Here is a 23,393-nt window from a genome sequence, read left to right on the forward strand (position 1 = left end):
GGCGGCCGGACGACCCTGCACAAGCGCTACCCGAAGCGCCAGGACCTCCTGCTGGCCGGGGCCCGCGATTCGATCGAGCAGATCGAGCAGGCGCTCGACGAAACCGGCGTCACCGCGGACGGGCCCGCGATCGGCGAACAGCTGCGGGCCTTCGTCGAAGCTTCCGTCGAGCTCAGTTCCCGGGTCGCCTTCCTCTACCGGCAGCCGTCGCTGGATCCGGTCAAGGAGATCCAGGCCGCGGTCGGCGAGTTCATCGGCCGCGCCCAGCGGGACGGGTTGCTGCGAGCCGACCTGCCCGCCTGGTGGGTCGCCGCCTCGCTCAACTCCGTCGCCTCCGCCGCGTGGGAGGGCGTCGTGCAGGGCAGGCGCGCGCCGCGCGACGCCCCGAAGCTCGCACTGGGAACCGCACGCACCGGCCTGGGCGTTCCCGGGCCCCGCACCGAACGAGGAGCCCGCCCGTGATCATCCCGTCCGGCGCCCGGTTGTCCGCCCGCATCGCCGTCGAACGGACCGGCGCCCGGCTGCTGCGTGCCGCCGGGGACGCCCGGCTGCGTGAGCGGAACACGTTGTACCGCAGCAAACTCGGTTTCTGGGTGGCGACCAAGCCGGAATCGCCCTGCGCGCACTGGCCGAACGGCTGCCCGGGCTGACGCTCGACGGCACCCAGCGGCGGCGGCCGAGCGTGGGCATCCGCGGCCTGCTACGCCTTCCGGTCAGAACTGGTCACAGGAGCGTGCCCGTGCCCTAGGGTGACAAGGGTGCCTGCGAAAGAACCGTCACCCCGCCGGGTCTACGGCGGCCGAACGGCGGCCGATCGCCGTGCCGAACGACGTGGCCGGCTGCTCGAAGCCGGTCTCGAGCTGTTCGGCACCGAGGGCTACGCGGCCAGCTCGATCGAGAAGCTGTGCGCCGCGGCATCGGTGTCCACGCGCAACTTCTACGAGGAGTTCAGCAGCCGCGAAGCGCTGCTGATGGCCATCCACAACCAGGTGATCGAATCGGCGGTGGCGGCAGTCGCCACCGCCTTCGCCGAAACCGACGACCAGCCGGTGACCGTGCGGATCGAGCGGGCGGTGCGGGCCTACATCACCCGGACCGCCGAGGACCCCCGCCGGGCCAAACTGTCCTATGTGGAGGTCATCGGGGTGAGCCCGGCGGTGGAGGCGCACCGGCTGGCCTGGCGCACCCGCTGGGTGCAGATGCTGGTGGCCGAGGCCAAGCGCGCGGTGGCCAGGGGCGAGGCCGAGGAGCGCGAGTTCGGCCTCGGTGCGGTGGCGTTGATCGGCGCGGTCAACGAACTGGTCTTCCACTGGTCCACCGACGGCTACCACACCCCGCTCGACGACGTGATCGCCGAGATCATCCGGATGGCCAAGGCCGTGATCATCACCCCGGGAACGGCGGCAGCTCCGGAGTGAACAGCCACGCGTGGAAGAACTCCGCGAGCGAGCGGCCGGCGTGCTCCTCGGCCAGCGCGGTGAACTGCGCGGTGGTCACCGTGGCGTGCCGGTAGCGCTGCGCCCAGTCCCTGAGCAACGCGAAGAAAACCGGGTCGCCCAGCAGTTTCCGCAGGGCGTGCAGGGTCAGCGCACCCCGCTTGTAGACGCGCTCGTCGAACAGGTTGTCCACGCCGGGGTCGCCGATGCGCAGCTCCGCCGGGCGCCCGGCCAGCGCCGCGTGCCACCGGCGGGCGTGCACGTCCGCGGACAGGCCACCGGATTCGGCCGACCACAGCCATTCCGCGTAGGTGGCGAAGCCCTCGTTCAGCCAGATGTGCTGCCACCGCGCCACGGTCAGGCTGTTGCCGAACCACTGGTGGGCCAGCTCGTGCACGATCAGCCGTTCGTGCGTGCCGCGGCCGTCGAGCAGGTTGGCGCCGAACACCGACATGCCCTGCGCCTCGATCGGCTCGTCCAGCGCGTCGTCGGTCACCACCACGGCGTACTCGCCGAACGGGTAGGGCCCGAAGAAGCCCTCCAGCGCGGCCACCATGTCGGGCTGGCGGCGGAAGTCCCGGTCGAACAGCCCGCGCAGGCGCGGTGGCACGGCCGCGACCTGCGGCACCGGCGCGGCGGCCAGCGCCAGCTGCTCATACCGTCCTATTTGGACACCCATCAGATAGGTGGCGGTCGGCTCCGGCCGCTCGAACACCCAGGTCGTCGTGCTCGCCCCCGACCGCTTGGCCAGCAGGTTCCCGGTGACCAGCACGGTGTACGCCGACGAAGTGGTCACCGAGACCCGGTAGGCGGCCTTGTCCGACGGGTGGTCGTTGCAGGGGAACCAGGACGGTGCGCCGACCGGCTGGCTGGCCACCAGCGAGCCGTCGGTCAGCTCGTCCCAGCCGATGTCGCCCCAGGCCGCCGAGGCGATCGGGCGCGGATTGCCGGTGTAGCGGACCTCGGCCATGAACGGCGCGCCCGCCGGCAGCGCGCGCTGCGGTTTGACGTGCAGCTTGCCCGCGCGCTGGCTGTACTTGGCGCTCTGCCCGTTGACCTGGACCCGGCCGATCCGGAACCCCGCCAGGTCCAGGCTGAACCGCGACAGCGGCTGGGTGGCCACGCCCTCGATCACCGCGTGCCCGGCCAGCCGGTTCGGGCCGACCTTGTAGTCCAGGTCCAGGGTGTAGCGGGTGACCCGGTAACCGCCGTTGCCGTGCGCGGGGAGGTACGAATCCGGTGAGGTGTCCGCGCCGGGCGCGGGCTGCATCGACTTCGCACTCACCCGCGGCGCGCCCCTTTCGACCACGCGGCGATCGGGTTGCCCAGCCAGCGGGTGTCGGCGGGCACCTCGTCGCCGCGGGTGACCAGCGAACCGGGGCCGACCGTGGTGCGGGCGCCGATGCTCGCGCCCGGCAGCACGATGCCGTGCGGCCCGAGCGTGGCACCCTCGTGCAGGCTCACCCCGTCCATGCGCATGATTCGATCGTGGAACAGGTGCGTCTGGACCACGCACCCCCGGTTCACCGTGGCGCCGTCGCCGAGGGTGACCAGATCGGCCTCGGGCAGCCAGTACGACTCCAGCCACACCCCGCGGCCGATCTTCGCGCCCATGGTGCGCAGCCACAGCGGCAGCAGCGGCGTGCCGCTGACCCCGCCGACGAACCACGGCACGGCGAGCACCTCGACGAAGGTGTCGGCGAGTTCGTTGCGCCAGACGAACGAGCTCCACAGCGGGTGCTCGACCGCGCGGAACCGGCCGACCAGCGCCCACTTCACCACCGTGGCGGTGGCAGCGGCGGCCACGCCGGCGGCGAAGAGCACCGGCCCGGCCAGCAGCAGCGTCCAGCCGAGGCCGACGGCGGTGGTCAGGGCCAGCAACGCGGCCAGCGTCAGCACCGACAGCGCCGCCGCGCACATCACCGGCACGATCCGGCACAGTTCGATCAGCCCGCGTGCCACCTTCAGCCGCAGCGGCGGGGCGTAGGTCCGGCCGGCGTCGCCGCTCTCCACCGAACGCCGCAGCGGCATCGGCGGCATGCCCAGGTACGACGAGCCCTTCTTCGCCTTCAGCGGGGCCGACGACAGCACACCGACCAGTCCGCGCTTGGGCACCGAGTGCCCGGGGGCGGTGATCCCGGAGTTGCCGAGGAAGGCCTGCTTGCCGATCCGGGCGGGTGCGACGTGCAGCCAGCCGTGGCCGAGTTCGTAGGTGGCGACCATGGTGTCGTCGGCGAGGAAGGCGCCGTCGTCGACCTGGGTCATCTTCGGCAGCGCGAGCACGGTGGACACCTCGGCACCGCGGCCCACCTTCGCCCCGAGCAGCCGCAGCCACACCGGGGTGAACAGGCTGGCGTACAACGGGAACAGCCCGGTCCGCGCCATGCCCATCAGCCGCTCGGTGGTCCACACCCGCCAGGCGACCCGGCCGTGCACCGGGTGGTAACCCTCGACCATGCCGATGCCCAGCGCCCGCACGCCGACGAGCACCAGCAGCGCGTACGCGGCGAAGTAGGCCACGGTGGCCAGCGGCACCCAGGTCAGCGCACCGCCGAGGGCCGCGCCCGGGCTAGGCGCGCCGAGCACGCCACCGGCCAGCAGCGCCAGCGCGGGCACCGCGGCGACCGCGGGCAGCAGGCCCAGCAGCAGCGAGGTCAGGCCGTAGACCGCCGACCAGCGGCGCGACCGCGGCGGGCGGCTCGACGGCCACTTGAGCGCGTCCTTGCCGCTGCGCCCGGCCGGGGAACCGGCCCAGCGCTGCCCGGCCGGAACGGCGCCGCGCACGGTGGAACCCGCGGCGATCTCCGCGCCCTTGCCGATCCGCGTGCCGGGGAACAGCGTGCTGCGGGCACCGATCCGCGCGTCCGCGCCGATCCGGATCTTGCCGATGTGCACCAGGTCGCCGTCGACCCAGTAACCCGAGAGATCGGTCTCCGGCTCGACGGCGGCACCGCGGCCGAGCTTGAGCAGGCCGGTCACCGGCGGCGGCGAGTGCAGGTCGGCGTCCTTGCCCACCCTGGCGCCCAGCGCCCGCGCGTAGTGGGTCATCCAGGACGCGCCCGCCACCTCGGCGGCCCCGCTGTACTCGGCCAGCTTCTCCGCGGTCCACAGTCGCAGGTGGACACCCCCGCCACGCGGGTAGCTGCCGGGGCGGACCCCGCGCAGCAGCAACCGCGCGCCACCGGCGGAGATGGCGATGCGCCCGGCCGGGGTGAACAGCAGCAGCCAGGCCGCGCCGAGCAGCCACCAGGACACCGCGGGCGCCCAGCCCAGCCCGCCGAACTCGGCCAGCGCGGTGGACAACGCCGCGGCGACGGTGGTCCAGCGCAGGCCGGGCAACGCCATCAGCGGCAGCATCAGCAGGCTCTGGACGACGCCCGCGCGACGCGGGGTCGGCGCGATCTCCCGCCGCTTGGTCTCGGCGGTGCTCAGCTCGTCCAGCATCGCGGCCAGCGAGCCCAGCTTCGGGTGCTGGTAGATGTCGTTGACCGAAACCGACGGGTGCCGGGTCCGGATGCGGGCGATCAGCTGCGCGGCGGTCAGGCTGCCGCCGCCGTTGCTGAAGAAGTCGGCCTTGCCGCTGCGCACGGTGACCCCGAGGATCTCCGCCCAGCCCTCGGCCAGCCACGCCTCGGTCGGGGTGAGCCCGCCGCTGCCCGGAGCGGACTGGCCGGGCACGGACGGCAGCGGCCAGGGCAGCGCGTCGCGGTCGACCTTGCCCGACGTGCGCGTGGGCAGTTCGGTGACCAGCGCCAGCAACGGCACCAGCGCGGCGGGCAGGCTCCCGCGCAGCTTGGCCGAGGCGGCGTCGGCGTCGAACTCGGCACCCTCGCGGGGCACCACGTAACCGACCAGGACCTGGTTGCCCGCCTTGGTCTTGCGGATGGCCGCGGCGGCCCCGGCCACGTCCGGCAGCGCCTGCAGCGCCGCGTCGACCTCGCCGAGTTCGATGCGGCGGCCACCGAGCTTGATCTGCTCGTCGGCGCGGCCGAGGAAGAGCAGGCCCTCCGGCTCGGCGCGCACCACGTCACCGCTGCGGTAGGCGCGGCGCCAGCCGAGCGCGGGCAGCGGCGCGAACTTCTCCGCGTCCTTGGCCTCGTCGAGGTAGCGGGCCAGGCCCGCCCCGCCGATCACCAGCTCCCCGGTCTGCCCCATGCCGACCAGCTCACCGCGCTCGTCGACCACGGCGAGCTGCCAGCCGGCCAGCGGCAGGCCGATCCGGACCGGGCCCTCGCCGGTCAGCTGCGCGGCGCAGGCGACCACGGTGGCCTCGGTGGGGCCGTAGGTGTTCCACACCTCGCGGCCTTCGACGGCCACCCGCTCGGCCAGTTCCGGCGGGCACGCCTCGCCGCCGAAGATGAGCAGCCGGACGTCCTCCAGCGCGTCGGCAGGCCACAGCGCGGCCAGCGTCGGCACGGTGGACACCACGGTGATGCGCTGCGCCACCAGCCACGGGCCGAGGTCGACCCCGGTGCGCACCAGCGAACGCGGCGCGGGCACCAGGCAGGCGCCGTGGCGCCAGGCCAGCCACATCTCCTCGCACGAGGCGTCGAAGGCCACCGACAACCCGGCGAGCACGCGGTCGCCGGGACCGAGCGGTTCGTCGGTGAGGAACAGCCCGGCTTCGGCGTCGACGAAGGCCGCGGCGGAGGAGTGGCTGACCGCCACGCCCTTGGGCTTCCCGGTCGAACCGGAGGTGAAGATGATCCACGCGTCGTCGGACGGGGACGGCGCACCGGGGCGGCCCACCGGGCGGCCCAGTTCGGTGATCGAGCCGCCGTCGCCGAGCACCACGCACACCCCGGCCTCGCCGAACACCAGCTCGGCGCGCTCGTCCGGGTCGTCGGCGTCGACCGGCACGTAGGCGGCCCCCGAGAACAGCACCGCCAGCACCGCGATGTACAGCTCGGCGGTACCCGAGGAGATCCGCACGCCGACCCGGTCACCCGCGCCGACGCCGAGAGCCGCCAGCTTGGCGCGGAGGGCGTCGATCTCCTCCGCGAGCCGTCGATAGGTCAGCACCGTGCGGCCGTCGTCGAGCGCGGGCGCGCCACCGTGGCGCGCGACGGTGGCGCCGAAGACGTCGGTCAGGGTGCGCTCACCGGCGGCCAGGCCGGACCAGTACAGCGCGCGGTCGATGGCGGGCGCGGCCGAGGGCGGCACGGTCACCTCGGCAACACAGGCAAAGGGGCGGTGGTCAGCGGTCAGGGTCACTGAAGCCCGTCACTCACCTTTCCGACGAGTGTCATTCGGGCAAGCTCTCCCGAATGAGGCGCCCGTTGTCCAGGCCGACCAGAATACGTCAGGTGAACGCCAGGTATCCGCTGGGTCTCGGGATTATGTCGGAGATCACCCGGTCAGGAACGCTTCACCGGCTTCTTGCCACCCGTCTTGGGTTTTTTCTCCCGAACTCGCACGTTGATGCGCACCGGACTGCCGGTGAAACCGAAGCGCTCCCGGAATTTCCGCTCGATGAACCGGCGATAACCGGCCTCCAGGAAACCGGTGGTGAACAGCACCAGCGTGGGCGGGCGAATTCCGGCCTGGGTGGCGAAAAGCACCTTCGGCTGCTTTCCCCCGCGCACCGGCGGCGGGGTGGCCGCGATGAGGTCGGAGAGCCAGCCGTTGAGCTGCCCGGTGGAGACCCGCTGGTCCCACGAGGCCAGCGCGGTGCGCAGGGCCGGGGCCAGCTTGCGCACCGAGCGCCCGGTCAGCGCGGAGATGTTGACCCGCTCCGCCCACGGCACCCGCACCAGGCCGCGTTCCAGCTCGCGTTCGAGCTGGTGCCTGCGGTCCTCGTCGACCAGGTCCCACTTGTTCATCGCCAGCACGCAGGCGCGGCCCGCCTCGACCACCATGGTCAGCACCCGCAGGTCCTGCTCGCTGATCGGCTCGCTGGCGTCCAGCAGCACGATGACCACCTCGGCCGCGTCGATCGCGGTCTTGGTGCGCAGCGAGGCGTAGTACTCGGTGCCGCTGGCGGTCTGCACCCGCTTGCGGAGACCGGCCGTGTCGACGAACCGCCACGGCTCCCCGTCCAGCTCGACCAGCGAGTCGACCGGGTCGACGGTGGTGCCCGCCACCGAGTCGACCACCGAGCGCTCCTCGCCGGTGAGCTTGTTCAGCAGGCTGGACTTGCCCACGTTCGGCTTGCCGACCAGCGCCACGCGGCGCGGCCCGGCCGGGCGGTCGGCGTCCCGCGGGGCCTCCGGCAGCGCCTCGACGATCGCGTCGAGCAGGTCGCCGGAGCTGCGGCCGTGCAGCGCGCTGACCGGGTGCGGTTCCCCGAGGCCGAGCGACCACAGCGACGCCGTCTCGGCGAGCAGCCGCTCGTCGTCGACCTTGTTCGCGGCCAGCAGCACCGGCCGCTCCGAGCGGCGCAGCACCTTGGCCACCGCCTCGTCGGTGGCGGTGGCCCCGACCGAGGCGTCCACCACGACCAGCACGGCGTCGGCGGTGTTCATCGCGATCTCGGCCTGCGCGGCCACCGAAGCCTGCAACCCGCTGGCCTTGGGTTCCCAGCCGCCGGTGTCCACCACGGTGAACCGGCGCCCGGCCCACATCGCGTCGTAGGCGATCCGGTCCCTGGTCACGCCCGGCGTGTCCTGCACCACCGCTTCGCGGCGGCCGAGGATGCGGTTGACCAGGGTGGACTTGCCCACGTTCGGCCTGCCGACCACGGCGAGCACCGGCTGCGCCTGACCCGCTCCCTCACCGGAGTCGCCGCCGTCGACGTCTTCGTCGATCAGCGTGAACTCCGACTCGTCGGACCACGTGCCGTCTACCCCGTTAACCCCGGTCATCACTGCTCTTTCCGTCCCTGCGCACCGATTCCGTGCGCTTCGCGCCAGTCGTCCAGCGCTCGTACCACCGCGGCGAGGTCGCCGCGAAGCTGTTCCGTCGCCGTTTCCAGGCCGGCGCGGCCCTTGCCGACCGCCACCGTGAACGGCTGCCCCACCAGCACGTCCACCCGCGGCCGGAACCGGCGCCCGCCGTGGTCCGGCTTGCGGGTCCCCCTGGTCGCCACGCTGATCACCGTCGCCCCGGTGGCGCGGACCAGCCAGGCGGCCCCCCGCTCGGCATTGTCCACGTCCCCCGCGCCACGGGTGCCCTCGGGGAACACCCCGATCGCCCCGCCGTCGCGCAGCACCGACACCGCGGTCAGCAGCGGTGCGCGGTCGGGTTCCCCGCGGCGGACCGGGATCTGGCCGAGCCGGCGCAGACCCCAGCCCGCGGCCCCGGTGAACAGCTCCTGCTTGACCAGGAACGCGCACCGGCGCGGCAGCATTCCGTAGATCAGCTGCGGTTCCAGCATCGAGCTGTGGTTGGCGATCACCACCAGCGGCCCGGTCCTCGGCACCCGGTCCACACCGTGCGCGTGCACCCGGAACGCCGGGGTGAAGCCGTAGCGGCCGATCAGCTTGCCGAAGTCGTGCAGCCAGGGGACCGCGCCCCCCGGCAGCGCCCCCGAACTCACCTCAGCGCCTCGGCACCCACCTGGTCCAGCAGGCCGCGCTCGCGGGCCAGTCCGGTCAGGGTGGTGATGACCTGCTCGCGGTCCAGGTCGCTGGTGTCCAGCGCGACCGCGTCCTCGGCGGCCCGCAGCGGCGACGCGGCGCGGGTGGAGTCGAGCCGGTCGCGGCGGTCCACCGCGGCGCGCACCGATTCCACCGTGGATTCGACCCCGGTGGCGCTGTGCTCGGCGCTGCGCCGGGCGGCGCGGGCCTCGGCCGAGGCGGTGAGGAACACCTTGAGCGGGGCGTCGGGCACCACCACGGTGCCGATGTCGCGGCCGTCCACCACGACGCCGCCGTGCTCGGCGAGCACCGCGGCGATGATCCGCCGCTGCTCGGCCACCAGCAGTTCGCGCACCTCGGGCACCGCGGAGACCGGGGACACCGCGTGGTCGACGTCACCACCGCGGATGGCCACGGCCACGTCCTCGCCGTCCAGCAGCACCCGCACCCCCACCGGATCGGTGCCGACGGTCAGCTCGGTGCGCCGGGCCACCTCGAGCACCGCGGCCGGGTCGGCCGGATCGGCACCCGCGCGCAGCACGGCCAGCGCGACCACCCGGTACATCGCCCCGGTGTCCAGGTAACCGGAACCCAGCCGGTTCGCCAGTCCGCGGGCGGCCGTGGTCTTGCCGGTCCCGGACGGGCCGTCCAGCGCGATCACGCCCCGCAGCACGCCTGCCACTACCGCTCCCCGTTCGTCGGCCCGTCACTTCCCGGCGACCATTCTGCCCGGTCGCACCCGGGTGATCACCGCCGGGACGGCTAGCGCCTGGTCACCGGCACCATGGGTTACCGTGGGAGGGTGAACGTGGAAGTGACTCCCCTCCCCGGAATCGGAGTGCGCAAGGACTTCGCGCTCCGCAGCGGGCGACGGGTGGGTGTGGTGAACCACCGGGACGGGCAGATCGAGCTCATCGTGTCCAAGTCCGACGACCCCGACGCCTGTCTCGCCGCGCTGCCGCTGACCATCGACGAAGCCGCCGCGCTGTCGAACCTGCTCGGCGCTCCGCAGCTGGTCGCCCAGCTCAAGGAAGAGCACGCCGATCTGCCCGGCATCAACACCAAGCAGCTGCCGGTGGCCACCGGGTCGCCGTTCGACGGCCGCACCCTCGGCGACACCGCGCTGCGCTCGCGCACCGGCGTGTCGGTGGTCGCGGTGATGCGGGCCGGGCAGGTGCACCCCTCCCCCACCCCGGACTTCACCCTGACCGGCGGCGACCTGATGGTCACCGTCGGCACCTCCGAAGGGCTGCAGGCGGCCTACAAGATCCTCAAGAACGGCTGAGGGTCACCCACCTGACGTTGTACGTGAATTACAGAGGCTGGAGAACGTGGACCACACCGCACTGGCCCTGATCGAGCTCGGCGGCGTGTTCTTCGTCCTCGGCGCGCTCGGCAGGCTGGCCGGCAGGATCGGCATGTCGCCCATCCCCCTGTACCTGATCGGCGGCCTCTGCTTCGGCCAGGGCGGGCTCATCCCGCTCGGGGACATCGACGAGTTCACCCACCTGGCCAGTGAGATCGGTGTGGTCCTGCTGCTGTTGCTGCTGGGCCTGGAGTACTCGGCGGCGGAACTGTTCACCGGGCTCAAGCGCTCGTGGATGGCCGGGCTGCTGGACATCGTGCTGAACGCCGCGCCCGGTGCGGCGGTGGCGCTGCTGCTCGGCTGGGGGCCGGTCGGCGCGCTGGTGATGGCCGGGGTCACCTACATCTCCTCCTCCGGCATCGTGGCGAAGGTGCTCGGCGACCTCGGCCGCCTCGGCAACCGCGAAACCCCGGTGGTGCTGTCCATCCTGGTCTTCGAGGACCTGGTGATGGCGCTGTACCTGCCGATCCTGACCGCGGTGCTGGGCGGGGTGAGCCTGCTCGGCGGGGCCAAGGCGGTGGGCATCTCGCTGCTGGTGATCACCGTGGTGCTGCTGATCGCGCTGAAGTTCGGCCGGTACGTCTCGGCCGTGGTGGACAGCCCGGACCGCGAGGTGTTCCTGCTCAAGGTGCTCGGCGCGGCGCTGCTGGTGGCCGGGATCGCCTCGGCGATGCAGGTCTCGGCGGCGGTCGGCGCGTTCCTGCTCGGCATCGCGATCTCGGGGTCCACCGCGGAGAACGCCACGCGCCTGCTCGAGCCGCTGCGCGACCTGTTCGCCGCGGTGTTCTTCGTGGTGTTCGGCCTGAACACCAATCCGGCGTCGATCCCGCCGGTGCTGGGCTGGGCGGTCGCGCTGGCCGTGGTGACCACGCTGACCAAGGTGGCCACCGGCTGGTGGGCGGCCAGGCGCCAGGGCGTCGGCCGGATGGGCCGCGCCCGAGCCGGGGCCGCGCTGGTGGCACGCGGGGAGTTCTCCATCGTGATCGCCGGCCTCGCCGTCTCGGCGGGCGCGGTCACCGGGGAACTGGCCGCCCTGGCCACCGCCTACGTGCTGCTGATGGCCGTGCTCGGCCCGACGGCCGCCCGCGTCGTCGAGCCGATCGCCCGGGCCCTGCAGCGGAAGACCGGCACGGAAACCGCCGTCAGCACCGGCTGAGGGGTCACATCCCCACCGAGGTGTGCAGGGAGCCGACTTCCTTGCGGTTCAGCGCCCGCAGGTGCCCCGAGCGCAGGTTGCCCAGGTGGATGTCACCGATCGAGGTGCGCACCAGTTTCCGCACCGGGTGCCCCACTTCGGCGAGCATCCGCCGGACGATGTGCTTGCGGCCCTCGTGCAGCACGATCTCCACCAGCGTGCGCCCGGCCTGCGTGTCCTTGACCCGGAACTCGTCGGCACGGGCCGGGCCGTCCTCCAGTTCGATACCGGCGCGCAAGCGCTTGCCCAGCCCGCGGGCCACCGCGCCGTCGACCTCGGCCAGGTAGGTCTTGAGCACCAGGAACGACGGGTGCATCAGCCGGTGCGCGAGGTCGCCGTCGTTGGTCAGCAGCAGCAGGCCCTCGGTGTCCGCGTCCAGCCTGCCCACGTGGAACAGCCGCTCGGCCCGGTCGCGCACCAGGTCGCCCACGCACGGGCGGCCCTGGTCGTCGGTCATCGTGGTGTGCATGCCGCGCGGCTTGTTCAGCGCCAGGTAGACCAGCGTTTCGTCGAGCACCACCCGGGTGCCGTCCACCCGGATCACCGCGCTGTCCGGGTCGACCCGGCGGCCGAACTCGCGCACGGTCTCGCCGTTCACGCTGACCCGCCCCTGGGCGATCAGGTCCTCGGCGGCCCGCCGGGAGGCGACCCCGGCCTTCGCCAGCACCTTCTGCAGGCGCACACCTTCGTCAGCCGATGTCATCGATGGAATCCACTTCAGGCAGCAACGGAGCGATGGGCGGGAGGTCGGTCAACGACGAGAGCCCCAGCCGCTCCAGGAACAGCTCCGTCGTCACGTACAGGTTGCCACCCGTCTCCGCGTCGGTGCCGGTCTCCTCGACCAGGCCGCGGGCGAGCAGCGTCCGGATCACCCCGTCCACGTTCACGCCGCGGACCGCGGCGACCCGGGCCCGGGTGACCGGCTGACGATAGGCGATGACCGCGAGCGTCTCCAACGCGGCACGGGTCAGCTTCGCGCGCTGCCCGTCCAGCAGCAGCTTCTCCACGTACGGCGCGTAGGTGTCCCTGGTGAAGTACCGCCACCCCTCGCCGACGCGCCGCAGGTCGATGCCGCTGCCGCGTTCGGTCAGCGCGGTGGACATCGCGCCGAGCTTTTCGGTGACCCGCTCGACCGGCTGCTCCAGCGCCCCCGCCAGCGCCTCCTCGCTCACCGGCGAGTCGACCACCAGCAGCAGCGATTCGAGCGCCGCCTCCAGCACCGCGTCGTCGGCCAGGTCTGGCGAAGCCGACCCGCCGCGGACCGCGACCAGTTCCTCCTCCGGGTCCGGCGCGTCCACGTCCAGCATCTCTTCGGGGTTCACCCGTACTCCTCGTCCTCACTCCTGGCGCGATCCAGCTCGGCCGCCGCGCTCGCCTGCTCCACCGAACCGCCGGTCCAGCGCACGTGCAGTTCGTCGAGCGCTTCGAGCTGTTCGAACTGCACGGTCGACTCGCGGTACAGCTCCAGCAGCGCCAGGAACCTGGCCACCACCTCGATGGTGTGCTCGCAGTCGGCGACCAGGTCGGTGAAGGTGGCCGTGCCCTTCTCGGCCAGCCGCAACCGCAGCAGCGCGGCGTGCTCGCGCACCGACACCTTGCCCATGTGCAGGTGGTCCAGCGACACCGTGGGCGGCGGCTTCGGCCGGAACACCGCCAGCGCGATCTCGGCGAACTTCGCCGGGTCGACGCCCAGCATCACCTCCGGCAGCAGCCCGAGGTAGCGCTCCTCCAGCGCCACCGAGCGCGGGTACCGGCGCAGCGCCCCGGCCTCCAGCTCGGCGAACAACGCGGCCACCTGCTTGTACGCCCGGTACTGCAGCACCCTGGCGAAGAGCAGGTCACGGGCCTCCAGCAGGGCCAGGTCGTCCTCGTCCTCGACCTCGGCCGAGGGCAGCAGGCGGGCCGCCTTCAGGTCGAGCAGGGTCGCCGCGATCACCAGGAACTCGGTGGTCTCGTCGAGGTCCCACTGCGCGCCCAGCGCCCGCGTGTAGGCGATGAAGTCGTCGGTGACCCGGTGCAGCGCCACCTCGGTGACGTCCAGCTGGTGCTGGGAGATCAGCTGGAGCAGCAGGTCGAACGGGCCCTCGAAGTTGGCCAGCCGGACCTTGAACCGCCCGGTCGCGCCCTCGTCCACCGACTCCGGCCGGAGCTCGGGGCTGCCGGCCGGTTCGGTTCCGGTCATCAGCCGCCGGCCCCGCTCTCGGCGGCGTCGTCCGAACCGGCGGCACGCAGGCGGCGCACCAGCACCGAATCCTCACCGAACTCGTCGAAGTCGGCCAGCAGCACGGCGACGGCCTCGCGGACCAGCCTGCCGCGGTCGACCACCAGGCCGTGCGAGCCGCGCAGGGTGAGCCGGGCGTGCTCCATCGCGAGCAGTTCGTCACCGGAGACGTACACGGTGATCTTGGCGTCGTGCTTCTGCCGCGGCGTGCTGGACCGGGCGGCCTTGGCCCCGCGCACCAGCCGCCGCGGTGCCTGCGGGGCGGGTTCCGGCTCGGGCTCGGCGTCGGGCACGGCCAGTTCGAGTGCGTTGTTGTTGCTGGTCAGGCGGAACAGTTCGGACGCACCGGGCAGGGGGGCTCTCCTGCTCACCGGGCGATCACCTCGCGGGCCAGCGCGCGGTAGGCCATCGCGCCCGCCGACTTGGGCGCCCACGTGGTGATCGGTTCCCCGGCCACGGTGGTTTCCGGGAACCGCACGGTGCGGTTGATGACCGTGTCGAACACGGTCTCGCCGAATGCCTCCACCACTCGCGCCATGACCTCCTTCGAATGCAGGGTCCTCGGGTCGAACATGGTCGCGAGAATCCCGGTGATGTCCAGCTTGGGGTTGAGGCGTTCACGCACCTTCTCGATGGTGTCGATCAGGAGCGCCACGCCACGCAGACTGAAGAACTCGCACTCCAGCGGGATCACCACGCCGTCCGCGGCGGTCAGCGCGTTCACCGTGAGCAGGCCGAGCGAGGGCTGGCAGTCGACCAGAACATAGTCGTAGGTGTCCATGACCGGTCTCAGCACCCTCAGCAGCGTGTGCTCGCGGCCGACCTCGGCGACCAGCTGCACCTCGGCCGCGGACAGGTCGATGTTGCTCGGCAGCAGGTCGACGTTCTCCACCCCGGTCGGGCGGATCACGTCGAGGATGTTCACCGACCGTTCCATGATCACGTTGTAGACGGTGTACTCGAGGTCGTGCGGCTGGATGCCGAGGCCGACCGACAGCGCGCCCTGCGGGTCGAAGTCGACCAGCAGCACCCGGCGGCCGTACTCGGCCAGCGCGGCACCCAGGTTGATGGTCGAGGTCGTCTTGCCGACCCCGCCCTTCTGGTTGCACATGGCCAGGATCGTGGCGGGGCCGTGCTTGTCCAGCAGGGGCGGCTCCGCGATCTCGCGGTACGGCCGCCCGGTGGGGCCGATGCGGTCCCGCTTCTTGCCGTTGAGCGGTGGAACGAGAGCCTCCGAGTCCAGTTCGTCGTCGGAGAGCGTGTCCCCTTCGATCGCGATGGTCATCTTGCTGAGGCTCGCGGCGGCAGAACCTGCGGACTCCGTCGCGCGCTCCGGCGGCTCCGATGTCGACATACCTCGAAAGCTCCTTGCTCAGCGGTCTGCCGGGAGCCTATGCGCGGAGCACGGGCGTGCCAACGCGGCTCGCCGGACGGGTTCGCACTAGTTGACCGCCGTCAGCCGACCGGGTGCCAGGCCCATTCGGCGTAGCCGGGCGCTCAGCCGAGGGCGCGGGGGTGCGCGGTGGCATAGATCTCCCGCAGCGTGTTGACCGTGACCAGGGTGTAGACCTGCGTCGTGGTGACCGAGGCGTGGCCGAGCAGTTCCTGCACCACGCGCACGTCCGCGCCACCCTCGAGGAGGTGCGTGGCGAAGGAGTGACGCAGCGTGTGCGGCGAGACCACGGCCTGGATGCCCGCGCGCTCGGCACTGGTCTTCAGCACCTGCCACGCGCTCTGCCGCGTCAGCCGCCCGCCCCGCGCGTTGAGGAAGATCGCGGGGCTGCCCCGCCCGCGGGCGGCGAGCGCGGGCCGCGCGCGCACGAGGTAGGCGTCGAGCGCCTCGACCGCCGGGCGGCCGATCGGCACCAGGCGCTGCTTGCCGCCCTTGCCGTCGAGCCGGACGGTGCGCTCGGCCTCGTCGATGTCGTCGAGGTCGAGGCCGACCGCCTCGGAGATGCGGGCGCCGGTGGAGTAGAGCAGTTCCAGCAGCGCGCGGTCGCGCAACGGGCGGTCGCCCTCGGCAGGCGGGGTGTCCAGCAGCCGGAGCACCTGCTCCACCGGCAACGCCTTGGGCAGGCGTTTCGCCGCGGCCGGCGGGCGCACCTCCCGAGCCGGGTCCTGCTCGGTGAGGCCGTCGGCGTGCGCGAACCGGTGCAGTCCGCGCACCGCGACCAGCGCCCTGGCCGCGGACGAGGGCGCCAGCGGCTGGTGCTCCTCGTCACCCTCGCGCAGCGCCACGCCGAACGCGGCGATGTGCTCCGGGCTGACCGCGGTGAAGTCGGTGACCCCCGCGGCCGCCAGGTGCGCGGCGTACCGGCGCAGGTCGCGGGCGTAGCTGTCCAGGGTGTTCTTGGCGGTGCCCCGTTCCACGGTGAGGTGGTTGAGGTACGCCTTGATCACACCGGCTACCGCACTGGGCACCGCGCCACTCTAGAGCAACGAACGCGACTCGACACCGCCGAAACCCGCCACAACCACCACCGGCTTCCATTACCGTCGGTGAAGTGACCACATCGCCAGATCCGGACGCCGTGCGCATCGGCACCTTCGAGCGTGAGCAGTGCGTCGAGGCCCTCGGTGTGCACTTCGCCGAAGGACGCCTCGAGACCACCGAATACGAGGAGCGGGTGACCACGGCGCTGGGCGCGCAGACGAAGGCCGACCTGGTCCCGTTGTTCGCCGACCTGCCCGCTCCGCACCCGCCGGTGCTGCGGCCGCCGGTGGTGCCGCCGGTGCCCGCCCACGGGCAGTACCCGCAGCCGGTCTACGGCTACACCCCGGCAGCCCGCGGCGCGTCCGACAAGTCGAAGCTGACCACCGGCCTGCTGCAGATCCTGCTGCCGTTCGGCATCGGCAGGCTCTACGCCGGGCACGTGGGCATCGGCCTGGCCCAGCTGCTGGTGGTGCTGGTCACCTGCGGGGCCGGCGCCCTGTGGTCCATCGTCGACGGCGTGATCATCCTGGCCAACGGCGGTTACGACGGGCAGGGCCGCCGCCTCATCGACTGAGGCGCTCGGCGAACCGGTACGGGCGGTCCCGCCACGGCGCGTCCGGTTCGCGGGCTTCGGCCGCGCCCGTGAGCACCGCGTGCGCGGCCAGCACCCCGGCCACGGTCGCCCCGTTGACCAGCTCCCCGCCCAGCGCCATCCGCACCGCTTCGGCCAGCGGCACCTTGCGGATCACCAGGTCCGCCTCCTCCTCGCCGAGCACCTCACGGTCCACTTCGGACAGTTCGCGGGCGAGGAACACCCGGACCACCTCGTCGGTGAACCCCGGCGAAGCGGCCACGTCGACCAGCGTCTCCCAGCGCCCGGCCCGCAGCCCGGCCTCCTCGACCAGCTCCCGCGCGGCCGCGGCCACCGGCTCCTCGCCGGGCTTGTCGACCAGCCCGGCGGGCAGTTCCCAGAGGCGGCGGCCCAGCGGGTGCCGGTACTGGTGGATCAGGGTGAGCGCGCCGTGCTCGTCCAGTGCGGCCACCGCCACCGCCCCGAGGTGCTCGGCCACCTCGCGCCGGGCGCTCTCGCCGCCCGGCATGACCACCCGGTCCACCCGCAGCCCGACCACCCGTCCGATGTGGATGTCCTCAGTGGACTCGACGGTGAACTCGTGGCTGCCCGGTGCGGTCACGAGGACGCCCCGACGGCCGACTCGGGCAGGCTCACCGGCAGCCGGTCCGCGGTGCGGTAGGCGACCACGGCGCGGATGAAGGAGTCGAACAGCGGGTGCGGGCGGGTCGGGCGGCTCTTCAGCTCCGGGTGCGCCTGCGTGCCGACGAAGAACGGGTGCACGTCGGCGGGCAGCTCGACGAATTCCACCAGCCGGTCGTCCGGCGAGGTGCCGGAGAACACCAGCCCGGCTTCGCCGAGCTGCTTGCGGTAGCTGTTGTTGACCTCGTAGCGGTGCCGGTGCCGCTCGGAGACCTCCGTCTTGCCGTAGGCCTTGGCCACCTGCGAACCGGGCTTCAGCTTCGCCGGGTAGGCGCCGAGGCGCATGGTGCCGCCCATGTCGCGCTCACCGGCCACCACGTCGCGCTGGTCGGCCATGGTGGAGATCACCGGGTGCCGGGTCTGCTCGTCGAACTCCGCGGAGTTCGCGTCGGTGATGCCCGCCAGGTTGCGGGCGGCGTCGATCACCATGCACTGCAGGCCGAGGCACAGCCCGAGCACCGGCAGCCCGTGGGTGCGGGCGTAGGTGATCGCGCCCACCTTGCCCTCGATGCCGCGCACGCCGAAGCCACCCGGCACCAGCACACCGTCCACATCAGACAACAAGGCGGCCGCACCGGCCGGCGTGGTCAGCTCGTCGGAGGCGACCCAGACGATCTCCACCTTGGCGCGGTTGGCGAACCCGCCCGCGCGCAGCGCCTCGGTCACCGAGAGGTACGCGTCCGGCAGGTCGATGTACTTGCCCACCACCGCGACGCGGACGGTTTCGGCGGGGTTGTGCACGCGGTCGAGCAGGTCACCCCAGACCGTCCAGTCGACGTCGCGGAACGGCAGGCCCAGCCGCCGCACCACGTACGCGTCGAGCGCTTCGCGGTGCAGCACCTTCGGGATGTCGTAGATGGACGGCGCGTCCGGGCAGGCGACGACGGCCTCGGTGTCCACATCGCACATCAGGCCGATCTTGCGCTTGAGGTCCTCCGGCAGGTCCCGGTCGGCCCGGCACACCAGCGCGTCGGGCTGGATGCCGATGTTGCGCAGCGCGGCCACCGAGTGCTGCGTCGGCTTGGTCTTCAGCTCGCCAGACGGCGCCAGGTACGGCACCAGCGAAACGTGCAGGAAGAAGCAGTTGTCGCGGCCGACGTCGTGGCGGACCTGGCGGCACGCCTCCAGGAACGGCAGCGACTCGATGTCACCGACCGTGCCGCCGACCTCGGTGATCACCACGTCGGGACGGCGCTGCTCGGCGTCCGGCTCGGCCATCGCCAGGATGCGCGACTTGATCTCGTCGGTGATGTGCGGGATCACCTGGACCGTGTCGCCGAGGTACTCACCGCGCCGCTCCTTGGCGATCACCTGCGAGTACACCTGGCCGGTGGTCACGTTCGCCGAGCCGTTGAGGTCGCGGTCGAGGAAGCGCTCGTAGTGGCCGATGTCCAGATCGGTCTCGGCGCCGTCCTCGGTGACGAAGACCTCGCCGTGCTGGAACGGGTTCATCGTGCCCGGGTCGACGTTGAGGTACGGGTCCAGCTTCTGCATGGTCACCCGCAACCCGCGCGAGGTGAGCAGCTGGCCGAGGCTCGAGGCGGTGAGTCCCTTGCCCAGTGAGGAGGCGACGCCTCCGGTCACGAATACGTGCTTGGTCGTGCGTGCTTGGTGCACCAAGGGAACTCCCGTGTTCAACTAAGTCCTCACCGTCTGCCGGTCAGGACGCCCACTCGACCACCGGCGCGGCGCGCCCGGCGCGGGAGTGTCGTCCACGGGCTTTTACGCTAACACGAGCGGCGGCGAGCGCCACCGCTGCCACACCCGCGCACGGAAGCCGAGGGGTAGAACACATGGCCGAGGCCGAGACCTGGACCGCACCGGGGAGTTCGGGACCACTGGACGCGACCGTCCGGGTACCGGGTTCGAAGTCGCTGACCAACCGGGCCTACGTGCTCGCCGCGCTCGCCACCGGGCCGACGCTGGTGCGCGAGCCGCTGGTGTCCCGCGACACCCGGCTGATGCTGGGCGCGGTTTCCGCGCTGGGCGGCGGTTGCGCCGAAACCGGCGAGGGCACGCTGGTCCGCCCGATCGAACCGGGTTCCGGCGACGCCGTGGTCACCATGGGTAACGCGGGCACGGTGGCGCGGTTCACCCCGGCACTGGCCGCCCTCGGCGGGCGCACCGTGCACTTCGACGGCGACGAGGCCCTCCGGCGCCGCCCGCTGGCGCCGCTGCTGGGCGCGCTGTCCGCCCTCGGCGCCCAGATCGACGACGACGGCCGCGGTGCACCGCCGTTCACCGTCACCGGCCGCGGCGGGCTGGCCGGCGGCGAGGTCGAGCTGGACTCGTCGGCGTCGAGCCAGTTCCTGTCCGCCCTGCTGCTGGCGGGCCCGGCCTTCGGCGACGGTGTCCGCGTCCGGCTGACCGGCACGCCGCCGAGCGAGCCGCACATCGAGATGACGCTGGACATCCTGCGCCGATTCGGGGCCGCCCCGGAACGCTCGGGCACCGAGTTCTTCGTGCCGCACGGGCCACTGTCCTGCCCGGACTTCACCGTCGAGCCGGACCTGTCCACCGCGGCCCCGTTCGTGGTGGCCCCCCTGCTCACCGGCGGCTCGGTCCGGGTCGAAGGCTGGCCCGAATACACCACCCAGCCCGGCGACTGGCTGCGCAGCCTGGTCGGCGAGCTCGGCGCCGAGGTCACCCTCGACCAGACCGGCCTGACCGTGACCAGCGGCGGCGCCTTCAGCGGCGGCCAGTTCGACCTGCACGAGGTCGGCGAGCTGACCCCGGTCGTCGCCACCCTGCTCTGCTTCGCCGAGGGCCCGTCCGTGATCAGCGGCGTGGCCCACCTGCGCGGCCACGAGACCGACCGACTGGCCGCACTGGCCACCGAGCTGTCCGCCCTCGGCGCCGACGTCACCGAAACCGACGACGGCCTGCGGATCACCCCGGCCGCCATGCACCCCGCTGTCTTCCACACCTACGACGACCACCGCCTGGTCATGGCCGGCGCCGTCGCCGCCCTGCGAGTCCCGGGCACCCAGGTGGAAAACCCAGCCACCGTCGGCAAAACCTTCCCCGGCTTCGTCGAGGCCTGGACCACCCTCCTCACCCCCTGACCCACCCAGGAGGGGGCGCCCACGGCGCCCCCTCCCCACGGGGCAGCCGACCCCGCCAGCCCGCGCCTCAGTTCGCGCCCAACCGGCCCCAGTTACGCGCCCAACCCACCCCCGGTTCGCGCCCAACCGGCTCCTACCCCACCTCGCCTCGGTCCCCACACCCCACGCCCCCGATCACACTCGGGCAGCCGACCCCACAGCTACGCAGCCAAGCCTCACGCTCGCGCAGGCCAACTCAACACTCGCGCCCCAACCCCCACACGCCCAGCAGCCACATCCCACTGGCGCACCCAAGCTCACCCACGCCCAGTCCCCACACTCGCGCAGATCCACTCAACGCTCGCGCACCCGAACCCCACGACCCAGCAGCCGCAACCTGCCGCACCCAAGCTCACACACTCGCCCAACCAAACCCCCACACACACTCGCGCAGCGAAATCACACACTCGAGCAGCCCCCACTAGCGCGCCCACTCACACTCGCGCAACCGAATCTCACACTCCAACAGCCACGCGTCACAAACTCGCACGGCCGAACCCCACCTCCAATAGCCACCCAAATTCGCGCCCAACCCACATCCCCACTCCCGCAACTCAACCGCCCAAAGGACCCAGGCCGCCCAGCCCCACCCCTTCCCGGTCCACAGCCAAAAACACGGCGAGGGTGGCGATGTCACACTAAAAAACCGGGAAGGCCACCAACCCTCAACTACCCTCCCCGTCAACCCCGGGCGCCGCCCCCTGCGCGTTCCCCGCGATGCCGTACCGCCCCGCCACGCCGTCCAGCTGCTCCCGCAGCGCCAGCACGGTGACCACCCGCCCGGCCGCCGTATCAACATTGTCCACAGTAGACAGGATGGACGTGGCGGAGGTGTCCGCCCGCGCCACGCCCAGCGCACCGGTGCCCTCGGCCGAAGCCAGGTCCCCGGCGAGCACGGTGCCCGCGCCCGAGCGATCGAGCTGCGTGGCGAAGCGGGCCAGCGTCGCCGCCCGGTCGCCGGCGCCGTCCCCGGTGGCCTTGCCACCGACCAGCACGACGGCCTCCTGCGCGGGCTTCACCTCACCCGCGGCCTTGACGAACCCACCGTCGGACAGCCCGCCCAGCGCCGCCGCCAGTTCGTCCGGAGTGGACTGCGGTTGCGCCGAATCCTTGTTCAGCAACAGGGTCGAGCCCAGCAGCGCACCGGCCAGGGTGCCGGGATCACCCGCGGTCGGGAAGCTCGCCCCGGCCGGTTGCAGGCGCGTGACCACCTGCCGCAGCTGATCGGCCTTGGCCGGATCGGCGAACGACTCGGTCAGCTGCACCTCGCCGGTCACCACCGCCCCCGACTGCCCGATCAGCTCCTTCAACGCGTCCCGATCGGCCGGTTTCGCGCCCTCGGTGGTGACCAGCACCACCGAACGCTGGTCCAGCTGCCCGCCGACGACCTTCGGCCCGACCGCACCGGCGAACGCGTCCGAATCGCCGAGCCGCGCGGTCAGCGCGTTCCGCTCGGCCTCCAGATCGGCGACCTTGCGCCCCAGCTCCGCCTTGTCGTCGGACAGCCCGGACAGCAACGGCCCGTTGAGCGCCGTCGAACCCAGCACCACGCCGACGGCCAGCGCCAGGAACGCCGCGGCCAGCGAAACGATGTGATAACGCAGAGAGATCACGTGAAGAGCCCCTTGACCCAGTTCGTCAGGGACCGCCAGGTGTCGGCGATCCAATCGAGGTAGACCTCACCGGCGTCGGAGACCAGCAGCGCGGCGGCCACCACCGCGAGCGCGGCCAGCAGCAGGAAGACGAGCATGCCGCCGGACACCCGGCCGCGGTGCAACGCGGCCACCGCCTTGCCGTCGACCAGCTTCGTGCCCAGCTTGAGCCGGGTCAGGAAGGTCGACGGGTTCGAGCCCGACCGCCCGTGGTCGAGGAATTCGCGCAGGGTGGCCTGGAACCCGACGGTGACCACCAGGCTCGCTTCGTGCGCGTCGGCCAGCAGCAGCGCCAGGTCCTCGGCATTGCCCGACGCCGGGAAGGTGACCGCGCCGATGCCGAGGTCCTGGATGCGCGCGACACCGGGCGCGTGCCCGTCCGGCTGCGCGGGCACCACCACCTCGCCGCCGCTCTTGAGCGTCTCGGCCTCGATGCCCAGCGGGTCGCCGACGATCACGTCCGGCGTGTGCCCCTGCGCGAGCAGGGTGTCCGCGCCGCCGTCCACCCCGATCAGCACCGGCCGGTGCTCGGCGATGTACTTCTTCAGCTTCTTCAGGTCCTCGGCGTGCCCGTTGCCCGCGGCGACCACCAGCACGTGCCGGTCGCGCAGCGGCATCCGCAGTTCCGGCACGCCGACCCCGTCCAGGATCAGCGTGCGCTCGCGGCGCAGGAATTCGATCGTGTTCGCCGAAAAGGCTTCGAGCTGGGTGGACATCCCGGCCTTGGCCTCGATCATCTGGTCGGCCACGCTTTCCCGCGTCTGCCGGGCCCCGGAAGCGACCTTGCGATCGCCGAGGTAGACGGTGTCCTCGTGCAGGCGCAGCCTGCTGCCGTCCTTGATGGTGCGCAGCACCGAGCCACCGGCCGCGTCGATCAGCGGAATGCCGGCGGCGACCAGGATTTCCGGCCCGAGGTTCGGGAAGCGGCCGGAAATCGACGGCGAGGCGTTGACCACACCGGCGACCTCGGCGCGCACCAGCGCGTCCGCGGTGGCCCGGTCCAGGTCGAGCTGGTCGAGCACGGCGATGTCACCGGGGGAGATCCGGCGGAGCAACTCCCTGGTGCGCCGGTCGACCCGTGCCACCCCGGTCACGCCGGGACGGGTTTCGTCGTTCCGCGAGAGCAAGCCGGTGAGCTTCATGCGACCGATGGTGACAAACGGCCAGGGCAGAAGCGGCCCGCCACGCCGGTCCG

The 23,393-nt window shown here is 72.3% G+C and carries 21 protein-coding genes; 6 read left to right on the forward strand and 15 right to left on the reverse strand.

The features are described 5' to 3' along the window. Window positions 1-458 precede the first annotated feature (458 nt). The gene (locus AC07EG_RS16290; RefSeq protein WP_478253895.1) at window positions 459-650 is read left to right on the forward strand and encodes a hypothetical protein; all 192 of its coding nucleotides are present in this window, start codon (window positions 459-461) and stop codon (window positions 648-650) included. A gap of 108 nt (window positions 651-758) precedes the next feature. Continuing rightward, window positions 759-1,418, forward strand: coding sequence for a TetR/AcrR family transcriptional regulator (locus tag AC07EG_RS16295; protein ID WP_478253896.1), 660 nt, complete (start codon window positions 759-761; stop codon window positions 1,416-1,418). Here AC07EG_RS16295 and AC07EG_RS16300 read toward each other — a convergent pair. The 5 genes from AC07EG_RS16300 to cmk form a co-directional block, all read right to left on the reverse strand. Beyond that, entirely contained in the window at window positions 1,387-2,706 is a 1,320-nt protein-coding gene (locus tag AC07EG_RS16300; RefSeq protein ID WP_478253937.1) for a M1 family metallopeptidase, read from the reverse strand. The genes AC07EG_RS16295 and AC07EG_RS16300 overlap by 32 nt on opposite strands. Before the next feature lie 11 nt (window positions 2,707-2,717). After that, window positions 2,718-6,605: a Pls/PosA family non-ribosomal peptide synthetase gene (locus AC07EG_RS16305; RefSeq protein ID WP_478253897.1), complete on the reverse strand. Its 3,888-nt coding sequence runs from the start codon at window positions 6,603-6,605 to the stop codon at window positions 2,718-2,720. A gap of 188 nt (window positions 6,606-6,793) precedes the next feature. Then, entirely contained in the window at window positions 6,794-8,239 is a 1,446-nt protein-coding gene (gene der / locus AC07EG_RS16310; RefSeq protein ID WP_478253898.1) for a ribosome biogenesis GTPase Der, read from the reverse strand. Then, window positions 8,239-8,913: a lysophospholipid acyltransferase family protein gene (locus tag AC07EG_RS16315; protein ID WP_478253899.1), complete on the reverse strand. Its 675-nt coding sequence runs from the start codon at window positions 8,911-8,913 to the stop codon at window positions 8,239-8,241. The genes der and AC07EG_RS16315 overlap by 1 nt, the downstream gene beginning before the upstream one ends. Further along, complete coding sequence (gene cmk / locus AC07EG_RS16320) at window positions 8,910-9,635, reverse strand: (d)CMP kinase (protein WP_478253900.1); 726 nt, start codon at window positions 9,633-9,635, stop codon at window positions 8,910-8,912. Before cmk ends, AC07EG_RS16315 begins: the two co-directional genes overlap by 4 nt. Window positions 9,636-9,755: 120 nt before the next feature. On the opposite strand from cmk, the gene AC07EG_RS16325 reads away from it, so the two are divergent. Both AC07EG_RS16325 and AC07EG_RS16330 read left to right on the forward strand, forming a co-directional pair. Beyond that, on the forward strand, window positions 9,756-10,238 hold the full coding sequence (locus AC07EG_RS16325; RefSeq protein WP_194239804.1) for a cation:proton antiporter regulatory subunit: 483 nt from the start codon (window positions 9,756-9,758) through the stop codon (window positions 10,236-10,238). 46 nt (window positions 10,239-10,284) lie between these two features. Further along, entirely contained in the window at window positions 10,285-11,475 is a 1,191-nt protein-coding gene (locus AC07EG_RS16330; RefSeq protein ID WP_478253901.1) for a cation:proton antiporter, read from the forward strand. 4 nt (window positions 11,476-11,479) lie between these two features. Here the strand turns inward: AC07EG_RS16330 and AC07EG_RS16335 are convergent, their stop codons facing one another. The 6 genes from AC07EG_RS16335 to xerD all read right to left on the reverse strand — a co-directional run bounded on the left by AC07EG_RS16335 (window position 11,480) and on the right by xerD (window position 16,135). Further along, the gene (locus AC07EG_RS16335; protein ID WP_478253902.1) at window positions 11,480-12,217 is read right to left on the reverse strand and encodes a pseudouridine synthase; all 738 of its coding nucleotides are present in this window, start codon (window positions 12,215-12,217) and stop codon (window positions 11,480-11,482) included. Then, the gene (gene scpB, locus AC07EG_RS16340; RefSeq protein WP_478253938.1) at window positions 12,204-12,821 is read right to left on the reverse strand and encodes an SMC-Scp complex subunit ScpB; all 618 of its coding nucleotides are present in this window, start codon (window positions 12,819-12,821) and stop codon (window positions 12,204-12,206) included. The genes AC07EG_RS16335 and scpB overlap by 14 nt, the downstream gene beginning before the upstream one ends. An 11-nt stretch (window positions 12,822-12,832) precedes the next feature. After that, window positions 12,833-13,696, reverse strand: a complete 864-nt coding sequence (locus tag AC07EG_RS16345) for a segregation and condensation protein A (RefSeq protein WP_478253903.1) — start codon at window positions 13,694-13,696, stop codon at window positions 12,833-12,835. Further along, complete coding sequence (locus tag AC07EG_RS16350; RefSeq protein ID WP_478253904.1) at window positions 13,696-14,106, reverse strand: cobyrinic acid a,c-diamide synthase; 411 nt, start codon at window positions 14,104-14,106, stop codon at window positions 13,696-13,698. Before AC07EG_RS16350 ends, AC07EG_RS16345 begins: the two co-directional genes overlap by 1 nt. Next, window positions 14,103-15,089 carry a ParA family protein gene (locus AC07EG_RS16355; RefSeq protein WP_478253905.1) on the reverse strand — a complete coding sequence of 329 codons (987 nt, stop codon included), beginning with the start codon at window positions 15,087-15,089 and terminating at the stop codon, window positions 14,103-14,105. The genes AC07EG_RS16350 and AC07EG_RS16355 overlap by 4 nt, the downstream gene beginning before the upstream one ends. Before the next feature lie 143 nt (window positions 15,090-15,232). Next, a complete protein-coding gene (gene xerD, locus AC07EG_RS16360) occupies window positions 15,233-16,135 on the reverse strand; it encodes a site-specific tyrosine recombinase XerD (RefSeq protein WP_478253939.1) in 903 nt (300 codons plus the stop codon). A gap of 104 nt (window positions 16,136-16,239) precedes the next feature. Between xerD and AC07EG_RS16365 the strand changes: the two genes are divergently transcribed. After that, entirely contained in the window at window positions 16,240-16,743 is a 504-nt protein-coding gene (locus AC07EG_RS16365) for a DUF1707 domain-containing protein (RefSeq protein WP_478253906.1), read from the forward strand. Here AC07EG_RS16365 and AC07EG_RS16370 read toward each other — a convergent pair. Together AC07EG_RS16370 and AC07EG_RS16375 are read right to left on the reverse strand one after the other, a co-directional pair. After that, complete coding sequence (locus tag AC07EG_RS16370) at window positions 16,733-17,362, reverse strand: NUDIX domain-containing protein (protein WP_478253907.1); 630 nt, start codon at window positions 17,360-17,362, stop codon at window positions 16,733-16,735. The genes AC07EG_RS16365 and AC07EG_RS16370 overlap by 11 nt on opposite strands. Beyond that, window positions 17,359-19,059, reverse strand: a complete 1,701-nt coding sequence (locus AC07EG_RS16375) for a CTP synthase (RefSeq protein WP_478253908.1) — start codon at window positions 19,057-19,059, stop codon at window positions 17,359-17,361. Before AC07EG_RS16375 ends, AC07EG_RS16370 begins: the two co-directional genes overlap by 4 nt. Before the next feature lie 176 nt (window positions 19,060-19,235). On the opposite strand from AC07EG_RS16375, the gene aroA reads away from it, so the two are divergent. Continuing rightward, the gene (gene aroA / locus AC07EG_RS16380; protein ID WP_478253909.1) at window positions 19,236-20,507 is read left to right on the forward strand and encodes a 3-phosphoshikimate 1-carboxyvinyltransferase; all 1,272 of its coding nucleotides are present in this window, start codon (window positions 19,236-19,238) and stop codon (window positions 20,505-20,507) included. 704 nt (window positions 20,508-21,211) lie between these two features. Here aroA and AC07EG_RS16385 read toward each other — a convergent pair. After that, the gene (locus AC07EG_RS16385; protein WP_478253910.1) at window positions 21,212-22,159 is read right to left on the reverse strand and encodes a copper transporter; all 948 of its coding nucleotides are present in this window, start codon (window positions 22,157-22,159) and stop codon (window positions 21,212-21,214) included. Beyond that, window positions 22,156-23,340 (reverse strand): putative cytokinetic ring protein SteA, encoded by a 1,185-nt coding sequence (gene steA / locus AC07EG_RS16390; RefSeq protein ID WP_478253911.1) that lies wholly within the window; start codon window positions 23,338-23,340, stop codon window positions 22,156-22,158. Before steA ends, AC07EG_RS16385 begins: the two co-directional genes overlap by 4 nt. Window positions 23,341-23,393 lie beyond the last annotated feature (53 nt).

Source organism: Amycolatopsis sp. NPDC045836, from assembly GCF_056431745.1.

Bases quoted from the DNA above. Each gene is read 5' to 3' on its own strand.
- AC07EG_RS16355 (WP_478253905.1), bottom strand. From the start codon at position 15,089: ATGTCGACATCGGAGCCGCCGGAGCGCGCGACGGAGTCCGCAGGTTCT.
- AC07EG_RS16345 (WP_478253903.1), bottom strand. From the start codon at position 13,696: ATGACCGGAACCGAACCGGCCGGCAGCCCCGAGCTCCGGCCGGAGTCG.
- AC07EG_RS16335 (WP_478253902.1), bottom strand. From the start codon at position 12,217: ATGACATCGGCTGACGAAGGTGTGCGCCTGCAGAAGGTGCTGGCGAAG.
- aroA (WP_478253909.1), top strand. From the start codon at position 19,236: ATGGCCGAGGCCGAGACCTGGACCGCACCGGGGAGTTCGGGACCACTG.
- der (WP_478253898.1), bottom strand. From the start codon at position 8,239: ATGACCGGGGTTAACGGGGTAGACGGCACGTGGTCCGACGAGTCGGAG.
- AC07EG_RS16300 (WP_478253937.1), bottom strand. From the start codon at position 2,706: ATGCAGCCCGCGCCCGGCGCGGACACCTCACCGGATTCGTACCTCCCC.
- steA (WP_478253911.1), bottom strand. From the start codon at position 23,340: ATGAAGCTCACCGGCTTGCTCTCGCGGAACGACGAAACCCGTCCCGGC.
- scpB (WP_478253938.1), bottom strand. From the start codon at position 12,821: ATGCTGGACGTGGACGCGCCGGACCCGGAGGAGGAACTGGTCGCGGTC.